Source organism: Sulfurovum lithotrophicum, assembly GCF_000987835.1.
Classification (GTDB): domain Bacteria; phylum Campylobacterota; class Campylobacteria; order Campylobacterales; family Sulfurovaceae; genus Sulfurovum; species Sulfurovum lithotrophicum.
In genome coordinates this window covers 1,714,317-1,730,385 of record NZ_CP011308.1, presented here as the reverse complement: position 1 = coordinate 1,730,385, position 16,069 = coordinate 1,714,317, and the positions used below count along the sequence as shown (strand labels likewise).

The following is a 16,069-nucleotide window of genomic DNA, read 5'->3' as shown; positions in this document are numbered from 1 at the left end:
TCCCATGCTTTGCGTGGGAATTCATATGAGTGTGTAAATAATATGCAGTTTGTTCTGTAATAAAGCGGTGAAGTATGCATTACCACGTACAACATGGTAACGAGTCAAGATTTATTTTCCTTTTTCACCTTTATTATTCCACAGTCACAGACTTTGCCAAATTCCTCGGCATATCCACGTCATTCCCAAGTCTTACAGAGATCTCCAAGGCAAGCAGTTGTGTGACCACCATCATTTCAAAAAATTCCAACATCGGGTGAGTGTCATACCTGGTCTGGATGAAATCGTCTGCTAACTCAAAAGACTCCGGTGAGATGGCACAGATGGTGGCATCTCTGGCAGAAAGCTCTTCCACATTCGACTTGATCTTGTCGTAATGCATGGTCTTTGGCATGAGTGCGATGGTAAAGAGATCGCTGTCTGCAAGTGCGATAGGACCATGTTTCATCTCGCCCGCCGGGTAGCCTTCCGCATGCAGATAGGAGATCTCTTTGAGCTTGAGCGCACCTTCGAGGGCAAGTGGGAAGAAGATGTCCCTTCCGATGAAGAAAAATCCGTGCCCGTGAAGATAACGTTTGGAAAGCCGGGTCAGTTTGGCATGCAGTCGGTCTGTGACGACAAGGGCTTTGGGTGTATGAAGGATTGCATCGATCTCTTTTGCCAATACATCCGGAGAAACGGTTTGCTTCTCCTGGCCCATATAGAGTGCGAGTATCCAGAGTACCATGGTCTGTGTAGCAAACGCTTTGGTACTGGCGACTCCTTTTTCTATGCCTGCACGTGTCAGGATGGCAGCATTACTCTCCCGTACGATGGAAGAGTTGTCCACGTTACAGATACTCAGGCTTTTGAGTCCCGCACGTTTGGCCATCTTCAAGGCTTCAAGCGTATCGGCCGTTTCACCGCTCTGAGAAATAGTGATAAAGAGGGTATCTTCGCTTAAAAGCGGTTCTTTGTATCGGAACTCTGAAGCGATCTCCACATCGCAGCGGATCTTTGAAATGCGCTCAAACAGATAGGCGGCGGTCAGTGCGGAGTGATAAGAGGTTCCGCAGGCACAGATCTTGATAGCGTTGATGCCTTCAAAGAAATCGTCATCCAGCTCATCCAATATGATCTTATCAGCCAGCACGCGTCCCATAATAGTTTCAGACATGACAGTGCTTTGCTCATAGATCTCTTTCTCCATAAAGAAGCGGTACCCGTCTTTCTGCGCGGAGAGTTTGTCTGCGGTCAAAGGCTGTTTGGTAAAAGTTTTTTCACCTTCCGCATTGAAGAGGTGGACCTCTCCCTCTTTGACATAGCCGTATTCGCCGTCTTCAAGGTAATAGACTTCATTCGCTTTTCCTATGATAGGCGTATCGGAAGAAGCAAAGTAGACCTCTGCTCCGTCAAAACCGATAAGCATAGGAGAACCGTTCTTCGCAAAGAAGATGGTGTCGGGTGCCGCCTCGGTGATGAGCAGGGTCGCATAAGCCCCTTCAAGTCGTCCGATCGTCTTTTCAAAAGCTGCAAACGGATCGTTCATTTTGTTATTGTATATTTCAAAGAGGTGGACGATCGTCTCCGTATCGGTCTGGCTTAGAAAATGGACCCCTTCTTTTTGAAGCTCCTCTTTCAATTCCTGATAATTTTCGATGATCCCGTTGTGTACGACATAGGAGTAGGCCCCCAGATGCGGGTGGGCATTGAGTTCTGTCGGTTTGCCGTGGGTTGCCCAGCGTGTATGTCCGATGGAGATGCCAAAGCCTTCACTGCTATATTCTTTGGTTTTCTCTCTAAGGTTTTCCAGTTTTCCGATGGCTTTGAAACTGTTGAGCTTTTCACCCTCTATGACCGCGATCCCTGCGGAGTCATAGCCTCTGTACTCAAGCTCCTGCAGTCCGTCCAGCAGTATTTCTTTTTTTTCTTTGGGGCCGATATACCCTACGATTCCACACATCTATTTTCCCTCATTCTTTTCAGTAGTCAGTTTTTCTATTATGATCTCAACATTATGACAAAAGTTTCCATTCTTTTCGATAAGGAACATATCCCGTACCCTGTTTTTCAGGGTATGCACCTTTGCTGTGACAATATCGATGCCCAGGTCGTCGAAAAGGTTAATGACATAGGCCAGTAGCCCTTTCTGGTTTTTGCTCTTGAGATGCATAAGCGCATAGGTCTTTGAGTGCTCGCAGTCAATATCAATATCCTCTCTTTCGATATGGGGTACCTTTTTGATACTCTTCTTTGTGGGATCGAAAGCATCAGCGATGATCTCTTCGACAAGATATACTTCATCTGTTCCCACCTTTGTAGCAAAGTCGATCTTGAAATATTTGAGTTCATTGAAAAGCTTGCTGATATCCATATTAACTACTTCAAGATTGGTGAGTTTACCGAGCAGATAGCTCAGATTGAAAGAACCTGTACGGATAATCTCGATGGTCAGGTGTGCTTCATTGCTGATCTGGTACGTAAAATCTTCTGTTTCAAATGCTTTTTTGGCAATGTCTATGATGCGTTCAGGCCGATAACGCAAGAAAAGCAGGTTTGAAGGCATTTGAAGTATCTTCTTCTGTTCGCTTTTTTTAAGTGCCTTGAATGCCGGATGGCGTTTCAGTGCCGCTTCTTTTGTGGCACGTTTTGCCGCTTCGTCAAGCAGTTCGGTCTGCCCAAGGATTTCCAGGGAATGTTTGTAGAGCGTACGGATCAGCTTTGCACTGAAAGAGTTGTAGATATCTCCGCCTACGCCATTCATGTCGGCATAGGTAAGAATATAGATCATATCAAGCAGCTTTGGGATGGGAAAATGTGAGGCGAATCCAAAAATGACTTTTTCGTTGTAGATATCTTCACGCTGGGCGGTGTTGCTCATCAGTGTATGGTACTGGATCAACCGTTCTCCCATTTCAATGAGAGGGGTGCTGATTTGCAGTTTCTGTGCGAAGATCTTGAAAAGTGAGGCACCGACTAGATGATGGTCCCTTTTTCGTCCTTTCCCTGCATCGTGAAGGAAAACAACCAGTTTCAGCATGGCTTTTTCTTCTTTCTCCAATGTTTCATAAAGTTTCAGAACAAGCGGCTCCCCAATATGTTCAAGGTGATAAACACAGCGTAAAGAATGAATATCGACGGCATACTGGTGATATCCGTCAAATTGTGGCATATCAACTACCTTTTTGATGGGCGGTATGGTATAGCGCAGCAGTTTGGTGTAAGAGAGCGTACTCAGAATAGAGTAGGCATACGGCTGATAGAAGATCGTTGCGATCGTTTCGTAGAGCCTGTTGTCAGGCCGTTCGGGCCGTTCGGCATCCAGTAGTTTTTTTAGAAGAGTAGGATGTGCCCTGTAAGGTGTTTTTGCCTCTTTGCAAAGATGTTTCAGCATGGCATTGAAATCTTTACCCTTGGGGTATATATATCGTTTTTCGGAAGGGATCTCCATGTAGTCCCTGGTCAGTTTTTCCAGCCATATCGTACTGTAGAGACGGATAGTCTTCAGGCTTTCAGTCACCTTCATGGCAAACTTGATATGACCGCTTTTACTCTCTTCATAGCCCAACAGTCCGGCAAGAGACGGGATGAGGTCAAGACGCAGTCGGTCCTCTTTTTTGTGTGTGGCAAGATGCAGGGCGGAGCGTACCCGGAAGAGAAACTCCAGTGCAATGCGAAAAGGACGGTACTCTTTCTCTTCCACGATATCTGTAGGAAGATCCTTGATACTGTCTACATTGTAGAGGATCTTCCCGATCCAGAAAACCAGGTTGGCATCCCTGAACCCTCCTGATCCCTCTTTGAGGTTGGGTTCCATGGTAAGAGGGAATTTCTTATGTTTTTGTGCCTGCTCTTCAAGTTTGAGACGGATGAATGTTCCCGGATCGTCATGGCGGATCTTGTAAAGTGCATTCTGTGTTTCGGTCCATAGAAAGTGCGAACCGTCTATAAAACGAGATTCGATCAGTGCGGTCTTGATGGTAATGTCCGTCTTCGAGACATCGTAAAGTTCTTCGACCGTATGGACACGGTGTCCGAGTTTCAACCCGGTATCCCAGAGAATGTAGAGTATTTTCTCGATCATTTCCTTTGTATTGTAACCCGGGATATCCTTATAAACGATCATCAGGTCAATGTCGGAGTAGACGCAGAGCTGTTCACGTCCGTAGGAGCCAAGTGCCACGAGTGCCAGGGGAATAGAATTCTTCATAGGAGCATAGTTGCCGAACATATCCCTGTGTGCGACCTGATAGACCAGTTTGAGGATAGTATCTATCTTTTTGGTGTGTTTGACCAGAAAATCTTTGCCACTTGAAGTAGCAAAGGTCTCTTCGAGCGTGTCAAAATAACGTTTGATCTCCCCTTTGAGTACTTTTGCGATCTCGAAATGGGGGGCGTTTTCATAAAGTAGCTCTTCTATCTTCGCTTTGACTTTCTCCACTGGGTAACTCCTAATATATAAGTGTTATAATACCCAAAAATATTTATGGATGAACAGTGATGGATTTAAAGCAAGAGCAGGATTTAATACAAAAAGTACGCAATAAAGAACGCTTGAGCCAGGAAGAGGGTGAAGCGCTTTATGAACTCGACCTCTATACCCTGGGCGAACTCGCGGATGAGATCCGCCGTGAAAAGTACGGAAACAAAAGCTATTTCAACATCAACCGCCACATCAATCCGACCAATGTCTGTGCCGACATCTGCAAGTTCTGTGCCTATTCTGCCAGTCGCAAAAATCCCAATCAGTACACCATGAGTCACGAAGAGATACTTGAGATCGTCAGAAACTCCGTAGCCAACGGTGCCAAAGAGATGCATATTGTTTCTGCACACAATCCCAATGACGGGGTAGAGTGGTATATGGGAGCCTTTAGAAAGATCAGAGAGGCTTTCCCTGATGTGCACATTAAAGCAATGACCGCCGCGGAGATAGATTTTCTCAAGCGTGAGTATGGTCTCTCTTATGATGAGGTGCTTGATCTGATGATAGAAAATGGTGTGGATTCCATGCCCGGCGGTGGAGCAGAGATTTTTGATGAGGATGTACGTGAGTATCTCTGCAAAGGAAAAGTCACTTCCGATCAATGGCTGGAGATCCATGAAAAGTGGCACCAAAGAGGCAAAGAGTCCAACGCTACGATGCTTTTCGGGCATGTGGAAACACGGGCGCACCGTATTGACCATATGCTTCGACTACGTGATCTACAGGACAGGACCGGCGGTTTCAATGCCTTTATCCCTCTGGTTTACCAAAGAGACAACAACTTTTTAAAGGTCAAAGAGTTCCCTTCAGGACAGGAGATATTAAAGACCTATGCCATCTCACGTATTCTGCTGGACAACATCCCTCACATCAAAGCCTATTGGGTAACCGCCTCTATCAACCTGGCACTGATCGCCCAGGAGTTCGGCGCAGATGATCTTGACGGTACCATAGAAAAAGAGTCCATCCAGTCAGCAGCCGGAGCGGCATCTGCACATGGTATGAACCTGGACGACTTCGTTGCGATGATCAAGAATTCGGGTTTCCAGCCTATAGAGAGAGACAGTCTCTATAATGAACTCAAAGTATATTGATAGTCAAAGCATGATAAAATAGATTATGATAAAAGTTTAGGAAATAATAATGGTACTAATGATAGACAATTACGACAGTTTCACCTACAATGTCGTACAGTATTGCCGTGAACTCGGAGCAGATCTCAAAGTGATCAGAAATGACGAGTTGACTATTGATGAGATCAAAGCGCTGCATCCTGAAAAGATCATTCTCTCTCCCGGACCCTCCACTCCGGATGATGCTGGTGTTACACTGGATGTCATCAAGGAATTTGCAGACACTACGCCAATCTTCGGTATCTGTCTGGGGCATCAGAGTATTGCACAGGCCTTTGGGGGTGAGGTGATCCGTGCCAAACATATGATGCACGGAAAGACATCGCAAGTAGAGGTGGATGCCGATACCCCGATCTTCAATGGCTTACCCGAAGAATTCCGTGCAACGCGTTATCACTCTTTGACGGTCAATAAAGAGAATCTACCAGAAAATATCATCGCTACCTCCCATAGTAAAGACGATGACGAGATCATGTCGTTGCAGATCAAGGACAGGCCCATTTACGGTGTGCAGTTCCATCCCGAATCCATTATGAGTGAATATGGACATGAGATGCTTGACAACTTCCTTAAACTCTAAGTTCTAAATATATGATGAAAAAACAGTATTTTCTTTTGCTTCTGCCATTTTATATTTTTGCTGTTTTTTATCTGGCTATTACCACACCGCTCAGCCCGCACGAGGCAAAACTTCTTTATATTTCACACAATGTGGCATCTGTTCTGATGCACTGGAGTAGTGGACTTCTCCCTGGCTTTATAGGCTTGCGAATCTTCTTTGTTCTGTTGGGTTTTCTGAGTATCTGGTTTTTCTATAAGCTTAGCCGCAGGCATTTTGAAAAACGGGGAGATGCCTATCTCGCCACATTTGTTTTTATGTTGCTGCCGGGGATCATCACGGCGAGTACACTGGCCAATGTCGGTATTATCGTACTGCCGCTTGTGTTACTTTTTATCTTGCTCTATGAAGAGAAAAAAATGATCTTTCTGCCTTTCATCATGCTTGTACTTTTTTTTGTTCATGAAGCATCCATTCTTTTTTTCGTAGCTTTACTCCTGTACGGGATCATATATAAAGACAAGAGGCTTGCCATCGCTGCTTCTGCCTTTCTTCTGGTATTTATCTATCTGGCAAAAGGTATTGCCATTGGCGGCAGGCCGTCAGGACATTTTGCTGAGATTTTTGGACTTTATGCAGCACTCTTTTCACCTCTGGTGTTTTTGTACTTTTTTTACACCATGTACCGAATATTGCTTAGGGGGAAGAAGAATCTTATCTGGTATATCTCATTTACGGCATTTGCATTTTCACTGCTGCTGTCGATCCGACAGCGTATTTATCTGACTGATGTCGCACCTTATGTACTTGGGGCAGTTCTCCTGATGATAGATCAGTACAACCAAAGTCTCAGAGTGAGACTTCCACAGTTTCAGACATGGTACAGACGCGGTTTTTACATTGTTACAGCTTCGTTGATCCTGAGCGCCCTGCTGATTATTTTTCACAAAGTAACCTATGATATGTCCTCAAATCCACAAAAACATTTTGCTAAACGTATCTATCAACCCTACTATCTTGCAAAAGAGCTGAAATCCAAGAATAGACATTGCTACGATACCAAAAATCAACGTGAAAGATATCAGTTGAGATATTACGGTATCCGATCTTGTAGAAATGACCGATAAACTGTTTCTAAAATACACAATATTTTTTTTCTACTTATAGTTTGGATTACCTAATCAAAAGTTAAAACAATCTCATGATAGACTATTGAGAACTAAACAAAAGGAGAACTCGATGGCTCAAAAAGCGATTAGAGAGTACGATGGTAAAGCAATTTTTGCAAGACATTGGAACGAATATTTTGATGGTTTCCATTATGGATTCAAATCAGTATTGGTTAGCAGTGGAGATGAACTGAGAGAGAAGGCAAAAGAACACGGTTTTGAATGGTTGAATCAGGAGCCGTTGGTTGCAAAACCGGACATGCTTTTCGGTAAAAGAGGTAAGAACGACCTCGTACTTTTTAGAGTGGAGAAGCCGGGTGATGTCACACTTGAAGATGCTGCAAAGTGGATCGATGAGAAGCAGTCTCATGATGTAACACTTCTTTCTGGTGAAAAAGGTCATTTGACACACTTCATCGTTGAGCCGTTTACGCCACATACACAGGAGCAGGAATACTATATCTCCGCAACGACTGTGGGTGAAGATGATGTCCTCTTCATGTCCGCAGAAGGTGGTATGGAAGTTGAAGAGGGATGGGACGAAAAGGTCAATGAAGTCCATATCCCTATCAATATGCCTGATGCAGACATGGAAAAGATGGTCAAATCACATATCCCTGCCGATATTCCTGACGAGAACAAAACGGCATTTGCATCCTTTGCAATCCAGTTCTTCAAATTCTACAGAGATATGAACTTCGCTTACCTTGAGATCAACCCGATCGTTATGCTTGACGGCGGTGAAATGGCAATCCTTGACTTGGTTGCAAGACTGGACGATACCGCAGGATTCATGATGAAAGATGCATGGGGTGACATCGAGTTCCCGACTGCATTCGGTATGGAGGATATGTCTGATGAAGAAAAAGCAATCGCAGAAGCGGATAGCAAATCAGGCGCTTCTCTCAAACTGACGATCCTTAACCCGATGGGCCGCATCTGGACAATGGTCGCCGGTGGTGGTGCATCAGTGGTCTATGCTGATACGATTGCCGACTTTGCCGGTGTTGAGGACTTGGCGAACTACGGTGAATACTCAGGCGGGCCGACAACAGGTGAAACGAAGTTCTATGCAGAGACTATCTTTGATCTGATGACAAGATACGATGACCCGAGAGGGAAAGTACTTATCATCGGTGGTGCGATTGCGAACTTTACCGATGTTGCCAAAACATTTACGGGTATCATCCAGGCATTTGAGATCTATGCGGACAAGCTCAAAGAGCATAAGACAAAGATCTATGTAAGACGTGGTGGACCAAACTATGAAAAAGGGCTGAAAGATATTAAAGAAGCCGCTGACAGATTGGGTCTTTATATTGAAGTTTATGGGCCGGAAACACATGTCACTGACATTGTTAGAATGGCATTAGAGAAGTAAGGGTAGGAGAATCAGATGAGCAGTAGATTATATACTAAAGATACACAAGCGATTTTTTGGAACAACAACAAAACAGCGATCCAGAGAATGTTGGATTACGACTATACGATCGGTAGAGAAAAGCCATCCGTAGCAGGGATCGTTGCGCCTACGAGCGGAAATAAGTTTGAGAAATTCTTCTATGGTCCAGATGAGATCATGATTTCTCTTTACAAGTCGACAGCAGATGCTGTCAAAGAACAGCCTCAGGCAGATGTACTTTTGAACTTCGCATCATTCAGAACGGCTTACGATGTAACCATGGAGGCGATCGAAATGGGTGACCAGTTCAAATCCATTATGATCACAGCCGAAGGTATCCCCGAAAGACTGGCTAGAAAAATGAATCAGGCAGCAAGAGATGCCGGTATCATTGTTATTGGACCTGCAACGGTTGGTGCCATTGCTCCAGGCGCATTCAAGATCGCCAATATCGGTGGTACGATTGAGAACATCGTGAACTCCAAACTTCACAGAGCGGGAAGCTGTGGTCTTGTAACACGTTCAGGTGGTCTTTTCAACGAGCTTTCAAACATTATTGCCATCAACGCTGACGGTATTGCAGAAGGTGTAGCGATCGGTGGTGACAGATTTGTCGGTTCCGTATTTATCGATCACCTTCTAAGAATGGAAGAGAATCCGGATGTCAAATACATGATCCTTCTTGGTGAAGTGGGTGGTACGGAAGAGTACAAAGTGATTGAAGCTGTCAAAGACGGCAGGATCAAAAAGCCGATCATTGCATGGTGTATCGGTACGATCGCCAAGCACTTTTCTTCAGGTGTTCAGTTCGGTCACGCAGGTGCTTCTGCAAATGCAGATGCCGAAACAGCTGCTGCGAAGAACAAAGCAATGGCAGAAGCCGGTATCTATGTACCTGAATCATTCAATGACCTTCCTGCTACGATCGCAGAAGTTTATAATGATCTTAAATCAAAAGGTATCATTGGTGAGATCGAAGAGCCTGAGCTCAGAATTGTTCCAAAGGTCAGAAGACCCAAGCAGTTCATCTGTACGATCTCTGATGACAGAGGTGAAGAAGCGACTTATGCCGGCTTCCCTATCTCTTCAGTAGCGACTCCTGATACGGGCAAAGGTATCGGTGATGTCATTTCACTTCTCTGGTTCAAAAAACAGTACCCGAAGTGGGCGACAGAGTTCATTGAAACAGTTATCAAAACTGTTGCAGACCATGGCCCTGCCGTTTCAGGTGCACATAATGCCAAGGTAACGGCAAGAGCGGGAAAATCGGTGGTTGAAGCCTTGGTAACAGGTCTTCTTACTATTGGACCAAGATTCGGTGGTGCCATTGATGGTGCGGCAAAATACTTCAAGTATGCAGATGACAATGATCTGACACCGGCAGAGTTTTTGAACTATATGAAAGGTGAGGGTGTGCCGATTCCGGGAATTGGACACAGAATCAAATCATTGAAGAACCCTGATCTTCGTGTAACGGGTCTTATGAACTTTGCGGCAGAGAATTTCCCTGCAACACCACTGCTGGATTATGCAAGAACAGTTGAAGCGCTCACGACAAGCAAGAAAGAGAATCTCATTCTTAACGTGGATGGTACTATCGGTATTCTTATGGTAGATATGTGGAGAGCACTGGGATACTCTGAAGAAGAGATCAATGAGTTCATCGAGTCAGGTACACTCAATGCCTTCTTCATCGTTGGTAGATCCATCGGATTCATCGGTCACGTACTTGATGAAAAAAGATTGGCTATGCCAATGTATAGACACCCAATGGATGATATCCTTTACGACGTTCAGAAAGCTGAACCTATCGCATAATACAATATTTTTTCAGGACACAAGGGATAGTTTATCCCTTGTGTCATTTTTCTCTATTTTTTATAACCTACATTCTATACTTCATTATCCATTTTTATTACTGTTACTCCGACAACAGGTAAACATCTGAATAGCTACTAATTCAAATTTTCCATAAACAGTATCATTTAAGATAATTTTTTATATATTATATAATGTAAGCAAAGAAAAAAAACAAAAAAAAACACAAATATTTCGCAAAAACCCTTGACAAGGAAGGGATTCGGTGCTATAATACGCGTCCAACAACACATGGAGAGCTAGCGAGTTGCTAGAAAGAGTGTTATTGAGTGATCTTTGACAACCAAATATAAGTAAACAAATCAACGTCTATTTGAGATTTAATTTTTGCACTTTTTAACAAAAAAGTGATATGAATTAACTTAAGTAGAAATAACTTAAGTGATTCTGACAATGGTTCAAACCATTCTATTTTTAATGGAGAGTTTGATCCTGGCTCAGAGTGAACGCTGGCGGCGTGCTTAACACATGCAAGTCGAACGAGAACGGCTCTAGCTTGCTAGAGTGTCAGCTAAGTGGCGGACGGGTGAGTAATGTATAGTTAATTTGCCCCTTGGAGAGGGATAGCCACTGGAAACGGTGATTAATACCTCATACTCCTTCTATGTTAATCATAGTTGGGAAACGTTTTTTCGCCAAGGGATAAGATTATATGGTATCAGGTAGTTGGTGGGGTAAGAGCCTACCAAGCCAATGACGCCTAGCTGGTCTGAGAGGATGATCAGCCACACTGGAACTGAGACACGGTCCAGACTCCTACGGGAGGCAGCAGTGGGGAATATTGCACAATGGAGGAAACTCTGATGCAGCAACGCCGCGTGGAGGATGACGCATTTCGGTGTGTAAACTCCTTTTATATGGGAAGATAATGACGGTACCATATGAATAAGCACCGGCTAACTCCGTGCCAGCAGCCGCGGTAATACGGAGGGTGCAAGCGTTACTCGGAATCACTGGGCGTAAAGCGCGCGCAGGCGGCCTTTTAAGTTGGATGTGAAAGCCTATGGCTCAACCATAGAACTGCATCCAAAACTATTAGGCTAGAGTCTGGGAGGGGAAGATGGAATTAGTTGTGTAGGGGTAAAATCCGTAGAGATAACTAGGAATACCAAAAGCGAAGGCGATCTTCTGGAACAGTACTGACGCTGAGGCGCGAAAGCGTGGGGAGCAAACAGGATTAGATACCCTGGTAGTCCACGCCCTAAACGATGAATGTTAGTCGTCGGAGGCCTAGTGTCTTCGGTGATGCAGCTAACGCATTAAACATTCCGCCTGGGGAGTACGGTCGCAAGATTAAAACTCAAAGGAATAGACGGGGACCCGCACAAGTGGTGGAGCATGTGGTTTAATTCGAAGATACGCGAAGAACCTTACCTAGCCTTGACATTGAGAGAATCCTGTAGAGATACGGGAGTGCCTTCGGGAGCTCGAAAACAGGTGCTGCACGGCTGTCGTCAGCTCGTGTCGTGAGATGTTGGGTTAAGTCCCGCAACGAGCGCAACCCTCGTCACTAGTTACTAACGGTTCGGCCGAGGACTCTAGTGAGACTGCCTTCGCAAGGAGGAGGAAGGTGAGGACGACGTCAAGTCATCATGGCCCTTACGGCTAGGGCAACACACGTGCTACAATGGGCAGGACAATGAGACGCGATACCGCGAGGTGGAGCAAATCTATAAACCTGTTCTCAGTTCGGATTGTAGTCTGCAACTCGACTACATGAAGCTGGAATCACTAGTAATCGTAGATCAGCTATGCTACGGTGAATACGTTCCCGGGTCTTGTACTCACCGCCCGTCACACCATGGGAGTTGATTTCACCCGAAGCGGGGAAGCTAAACTGGCTACCCTCCACGGTGGGATCAGCGACTGGGGTGAAGTCGTAACAAGGTAACCGTAGGAGAACCTGCGGTTGGATCACCTCCTTTCAAGAGTATAGATGATATTTCCTCACAGAGTATCATCACAATCGATAAGACGATGGTTTGTTTGCACTGTTTGTTCAGTAGCTTATGTTTGGTTGATAAAGATCATTGGGATCTTTGACTTAATTTGGGGAATTAGCTCAGCTGGGAGAGCGCCTGCTTTGCACGCAGGAGGTCATCGGTTCGATCCCGTTATTCTCCACCATTTCGGCGTAAAGCACTTTGATAGCTTACACACGTACTTTAGTACGCTTCGTAAACTACCAAAGCACTTTCCACTCGAAATCATGTGGAAGAAAAAACTTAATATAAATATTCATTTCAAGAGTATTTATATTAGGTTTTACACCTAAAGTTATTTAACTTATTATTGTTAAGAGTCTAACGTAATGTTGCAAAACGAGACGCGATTGATTATTTATTTAAGAGATCAAGTCAAATTTTACAGAACAATTACAATTTAACATAAACATATTGTTTGAAAAGAATTTATTCTTTGATAATGATATCTTTCATGTGCAAGAAACTCAATAAAAAAGAAGATGTAAGAATCTTCAAACTTATTAAACAACCAAAAACGAACCAAAGTGGTAAGACACAAACAGTTCATTTTGCATTTAATAAGGTAGTACCTTAGAATTAAGTCAAATTAATCTAAGGGCAGATGGTGGATGCCTAGACCAGGAGAGGCGATGAAGGACGTACTAGGCTGCGATAAGCCGGGGGGAGCTGCCAAGAAGCTTTGATCCCCGGGTTTCCGAATGGGGCAACCCGGCATGGCGTGAGTCATGTCACTCTTAGGAGAGCGAACGCAGGGAAGTGAAACATCTCAGTACCTGCAGGAAAAGAAATCAACCGAGATTCCCAAAGTAGCGGCGAGCGAAATGGGATTAGCCCTAAACTCTGTGGGGTGTTAGTAGAATAAGCTGGAATGCTTGACCGTAGAGGGTGAAAGTCCCGTAAACGAAAACTAACCATGGACTATTCGAGTAGGTCGGGACACGTGTAACCCTGACTGAAAATGGGAGGACCACCTTCCAAGGCTAAATACTACTCCAGGATCGATAGTGAACCAGTACCGTGAGGGAAAGGTGAAAAGAACCGCGGCAAGCGGAGTGAAATAGAACCTGAAACCATCTGCCTACAATCATTCAGAGCCCTATGTTTTATACAGGGTGATGGACTGCCTTTTGCATAATGAGCCTGCGAGTTATGGTGACTAGCAAGGTTAATCAAACGAGAAGCCGTAGCGAAAGCGAGTCTGAATAGGGCGCCAAGTTAGTTGCTGTAGACCCGAAACTAAGTGATCTATCCATGGGCAGGTTGAAGCTGGTGTAAGAGCTAGTGGAGGACCGAACGGGTGAAGGTTTAAAACTTCTCCGATGACCTGTGGATAGGGGTGAAAGGCCAATCAAACTTAGTGATAGCTGGTTCTCTCCGAAATATATTTAGGTATAGCGTCATGTTCGAAACATGAGGGGGTAGAGCACTGATTGGGCTAGGGCCTATACCAAGGTACCAAACCCAGTCAAACTCCGAATACCTCATGTGAATTCATGGCAGTCAGGCGATGGGTGATAAAATCCACCGTCGAAAGGGAAACAGCCCAGACTACCAGCTAAGGTCCCAAAGTTCTATTTAAGTGGAAAAGGATGTGGAGTTGCTTAGACAACCAGGAGGTTGGCTTAGAAGCAGCCATCCTTTAAAGAAAGCGTAACAGCTCACTGGTCTAGCGATTCTGCGCCGAAAATATAACGGGGCTAAAATAGACACCGAAGCTGTAGATTTGAACAATAGTTCAAGTGGTAGGAGAGCGTTCTAGTCAGCATTGAAGCCATACCGGTAAGGAGTGGTGGAGCGGCTAGAAGTGAGCATGCAGGCATGAGTAGCGATAAAACGGGTGAGAATCCCGTTCGCCGTAAACCCAAGGGTTCCTACACGATGCTCGTCAATGTAGGGTTAGTCGGGTCCTAAGCTGAGTCCGAAAGGGGTAGGCGATGGCAAATCGGTTAATATTCCGATACCAACTATTAGTTTAGTACGAAGGGGGGACGCATAGGGTTAAACGAGGTCACTGATGGAATAGTGGCTCGAAGGGTGTAGATAAGCCGGATAGGAAAATCCGCCGGCTGTTTTCGAGACCTGACAGGCTGGCTGCGCTCTTCGGAGTAAAGCCAGAATCGTTGATACCGTCGTGCCAAGAAAAGCCTCTAAGTGTATTAATAGTTGCCCGTACCGTAAACCGACACAGGTGGGTGAGATGAGTATTCTAAGGCGCGTGGAAGAACCCTGGTTAAGGAACTCTGCAAACTAGCACCGTAACTTCGGAATAAGGTGTGCCTCCTTTGGTATAGGACTTCGCGTCCGAAAGCCAAAGAGGTTGCAACAAAGAGTCCCTCCCGACTGTTTATCAAAAACACAGCACTTTGCTAACTCGCAAGAGGATGTATAAGGTGTGACGCCTGCCCGGTGCTTGAAGGTTAATTGATGGGGTTAGTTCTTCGGAACGAAGCTCTTGATCGAAGCCCAAGTAAACGGCGGCCGTAACTATAACGGTCCTAAGGTAGCGAAATTCCTTGTCGGTTAAATACCGACCTGCATGAATGGCGTAACGAGATGGGAGCTGTCTCAACCAGGGATCCAGTGAAATTGTAGTGGAGGTGAAAATTCCTCCTACCCGCGGCAAGACGGAAAGACCCCGTGCACCTTTACTATAGCTTGACACTGCAATTGGGATATATTTGTGCAGGATAGGTGGGAGGCTTTGATGCTGTGGCGCTAGCTGCAGCGGAGCCATCCTTGAGATACCACCCTTATATATTCTGATTGCTAACTTGCGCCGGTTATCCCGGCGGAGGACAATGTCTGGTGGGTAGTTTGACTGGGGCGGTCGCCTCCTAAAAAGTAACGGAGGCTTACAAAGGTTGGCTCATGTCGGTTGGAAATCGACAGCAGAGTATAATGGTACAAGCCAGCTTAACTGCGAGACGTACATGTCGAGCAGAGACGAAAGTCGGTCATAGTGATCCGGTGGTTCTGTGTGGAAGGGCCATCGCTCAAAGGATAAAAGGTACGCCGGGGATAACAGGCTGATCTCCCCCAAGAGCTCACATCGACGGGGAGGTTTGGCACCTCGATGTCGGCTCATCGCATCCTGGGGCTGAAGCAGGTCCCAAGGGTATGGCTGTTCGCCATTTAAAGCGGTACGCGAGCTGGGTTCAGAACGTCGTGAGACAGTTCGGTCCCTATCTGCCGTGGGCGTTGGATGATTGAGGAGAGTTGCCCCTAGTACGAGAGGACCGGGGTGAACGAACCACTGGTGTACCAGTTGTCCTGCCAAGGGCATCGCTGGGTAGCTATGTTCGGATGTGATAACCGCTGAAAGCATCTAAGCGGGAAGCCAACTCCAAGATGAATCATCCCTGAAGATCCGCAGAAGACTACTGCGTTGATAGGCTGGGTGTGTAAGTGATGAAAGTCATTTAGCTGACCAGTACTAATAGATCGTTTGTATTTACTTTATTCTTCAATAGGTACTACC

General features: G+C 45.3%; 7 protein-coding genes, 1 tRNA gene and 2 rRNA genes. 8 read left to right on the top strand and 2 right to left on the bottom strand.

Features of this window, described 5'->3' with window-relative positions; genetic code table 11:
* Positions 1 to 133: 133 nt before the first annotated feature.
* Positions 134 to 1,942: a glutamine--fructose-6-phosphate transaminase (isomerizing) gene (gene glmS, locus YH65_RS08465; RefSeq protein WP_046551488.1), complete on the bottom strand. Its 1,809-nt coding sequence runs from the start codon at positions 1,940 to 1,942 to the stop codon at positions 134 to 136.
* On the bottom strand, positions 1,943 to 4,420 hold the full coding sequence (locus YH65_RS08460; RefSeq protein ID WP_046551487.1) for a [protein-PII] uridylyltransferase family protein: 2,478 nt from the start codon (positions 4,418 to 4,420) through the stop codon (positions 1,943 to 1,945). It abuts the gene before it with no gap.
* Positions 4,421 to 4,479: 59 nt separating this feature from the next.
* On the opposite strand from YH65_RS08460, the gene mqnE reads away from it, so the two are divergent.
* The 8 genes from mqnE to YH65_RS08420 all read left to right on the top strand — a co-directional run bounded on the left by mqnE (position 4,480) and on the right by YH65_RS08420 (position 16,049).
* Entirely contained in the window at positions 4,480 to 5,559 is a 1,080-nt protein-coding gene (gene mqnE / locus YH65_RS08455; protein WP_046551486.1) for an aminofutalosine synthase MqnE, read from the top strand.
* Between the two features lie 49 nt (positions 5,560 to 5,608).
* Positions 5,609 to 6,178 (top strand): anthranilate synthase component II, encoded by a 570-nt coding sequence (locus YH65_RS08450; protein WP_046551485.1) that lies wholly within the window; start codon positions 5,609 to 5,611, stop codon positions 6,176 to 6,178.
* 14 nt (positions 6,179 to 6,192) lie between these two features.
* A complete protein-coding gene (locus YH65_RS08445; RefSeq protein WP_046552125.1) occupies positions 6,193 to 7,284 on the top strand; it encodes a hypothetical protein in 1,092 nt (363 codons plus the stop codon).
* Positions 7,285 to 7,396: 112 nt separating this feature from the next.
* Positions 7,397 to 8,707, top strand: a complete 1,311-nt coding sequence (locus YH65_RS08440; protein ID WP_046551484.1) for an ATP citrate lyase citrate-binding domain-containing protein — start codon at positions 7,397 to 7,399, stop codon at positions 8,705 to 8,707.
* Positions 8,708 to 8,722: 15 nt separating this feature from the next.
* Complete coding sequence (locus YH65_RS08435) at positions 8,723 to 10,546, top strand: citrate/2-methylcitrate synthase (RefSeq protein ID WP_046551483.1); 1,824 nt, start codon at positions 8,723 to 8,725, stop codon at positions 10,544 to 10,546.
* A gap of 474 nt (positions 10,547 to 11,020) precedes the next feature.
* Positions 11,021 to 12,531 (top strand): 16S ribosomal RNA (locus YH65_RS08430).
* Between the two features lie 126 nt (positions 12,532 to 12,657).
* Positions 12,658 to 12,733, top strand: a tRNA-Ala gene (locus tag YH65_RS08425).
* A gap of 437 nt (positions 12,734 to 13,170) precedes the next feature.
* Positions 13,171 to 16,049: ribosomal RNA gene (locus tag YH65_RS08420) — 23S ribosomal RNA — on the top strand.
* Together the 16S and 23S rRNA genes with 1 tRNA gene alongside form the textbook arrangement of a ribosomal RNA operon.
* The last annotated feature ends 20 nt before the right edge of the window (positions 16,050 to 16,069 follow it).

Excerpts from the sequence above, each read along its gene's own strand:
- glmS (WP_046551488.1), bottom strand. The coding sequence starts at position 1,942 with ATGTGTGGAATCGTAGGGTATATCGGCCCCAAAGAAAAAAAAGAAATA.
- mqnE (WP_046551486.1), top strand. The coding sequence starts at position 4,480 with ATGGATTTAAAGCAAGAGCAGGATTTAATACAAAAAGTACGCAATAAA.
- YH65_RS08450 (WP_046551485.1), top strand. The coding sequence starts at position 5,609 with ATGGTACTAATGATAGACAATTACGACAGTTTCACCTACAATGTCGTA.
- YH65_RS08445 (WP_046552125.1), top strand. The coding sequence starts at position 6,193 with ATGAAAAAACAGTATTTTCTTTTGCTTCTGCCATTTTATATTTTTGCT.
- YH65_RS08440 (WP_046551484.1), top strand. The coding sequence starts at position 7,397 with ATGGCTCAAAAAGCGATTAGAGAGTACGATGGTAAAGCAATTTTTGCA.
- YH65_RS08435 (WP_046551483.1), top strand. The coding sequence starts at position 8,723 with ATGAGCAGTAGATTATATACTAAAGATACACAAGCGATTTTTTGGAAC.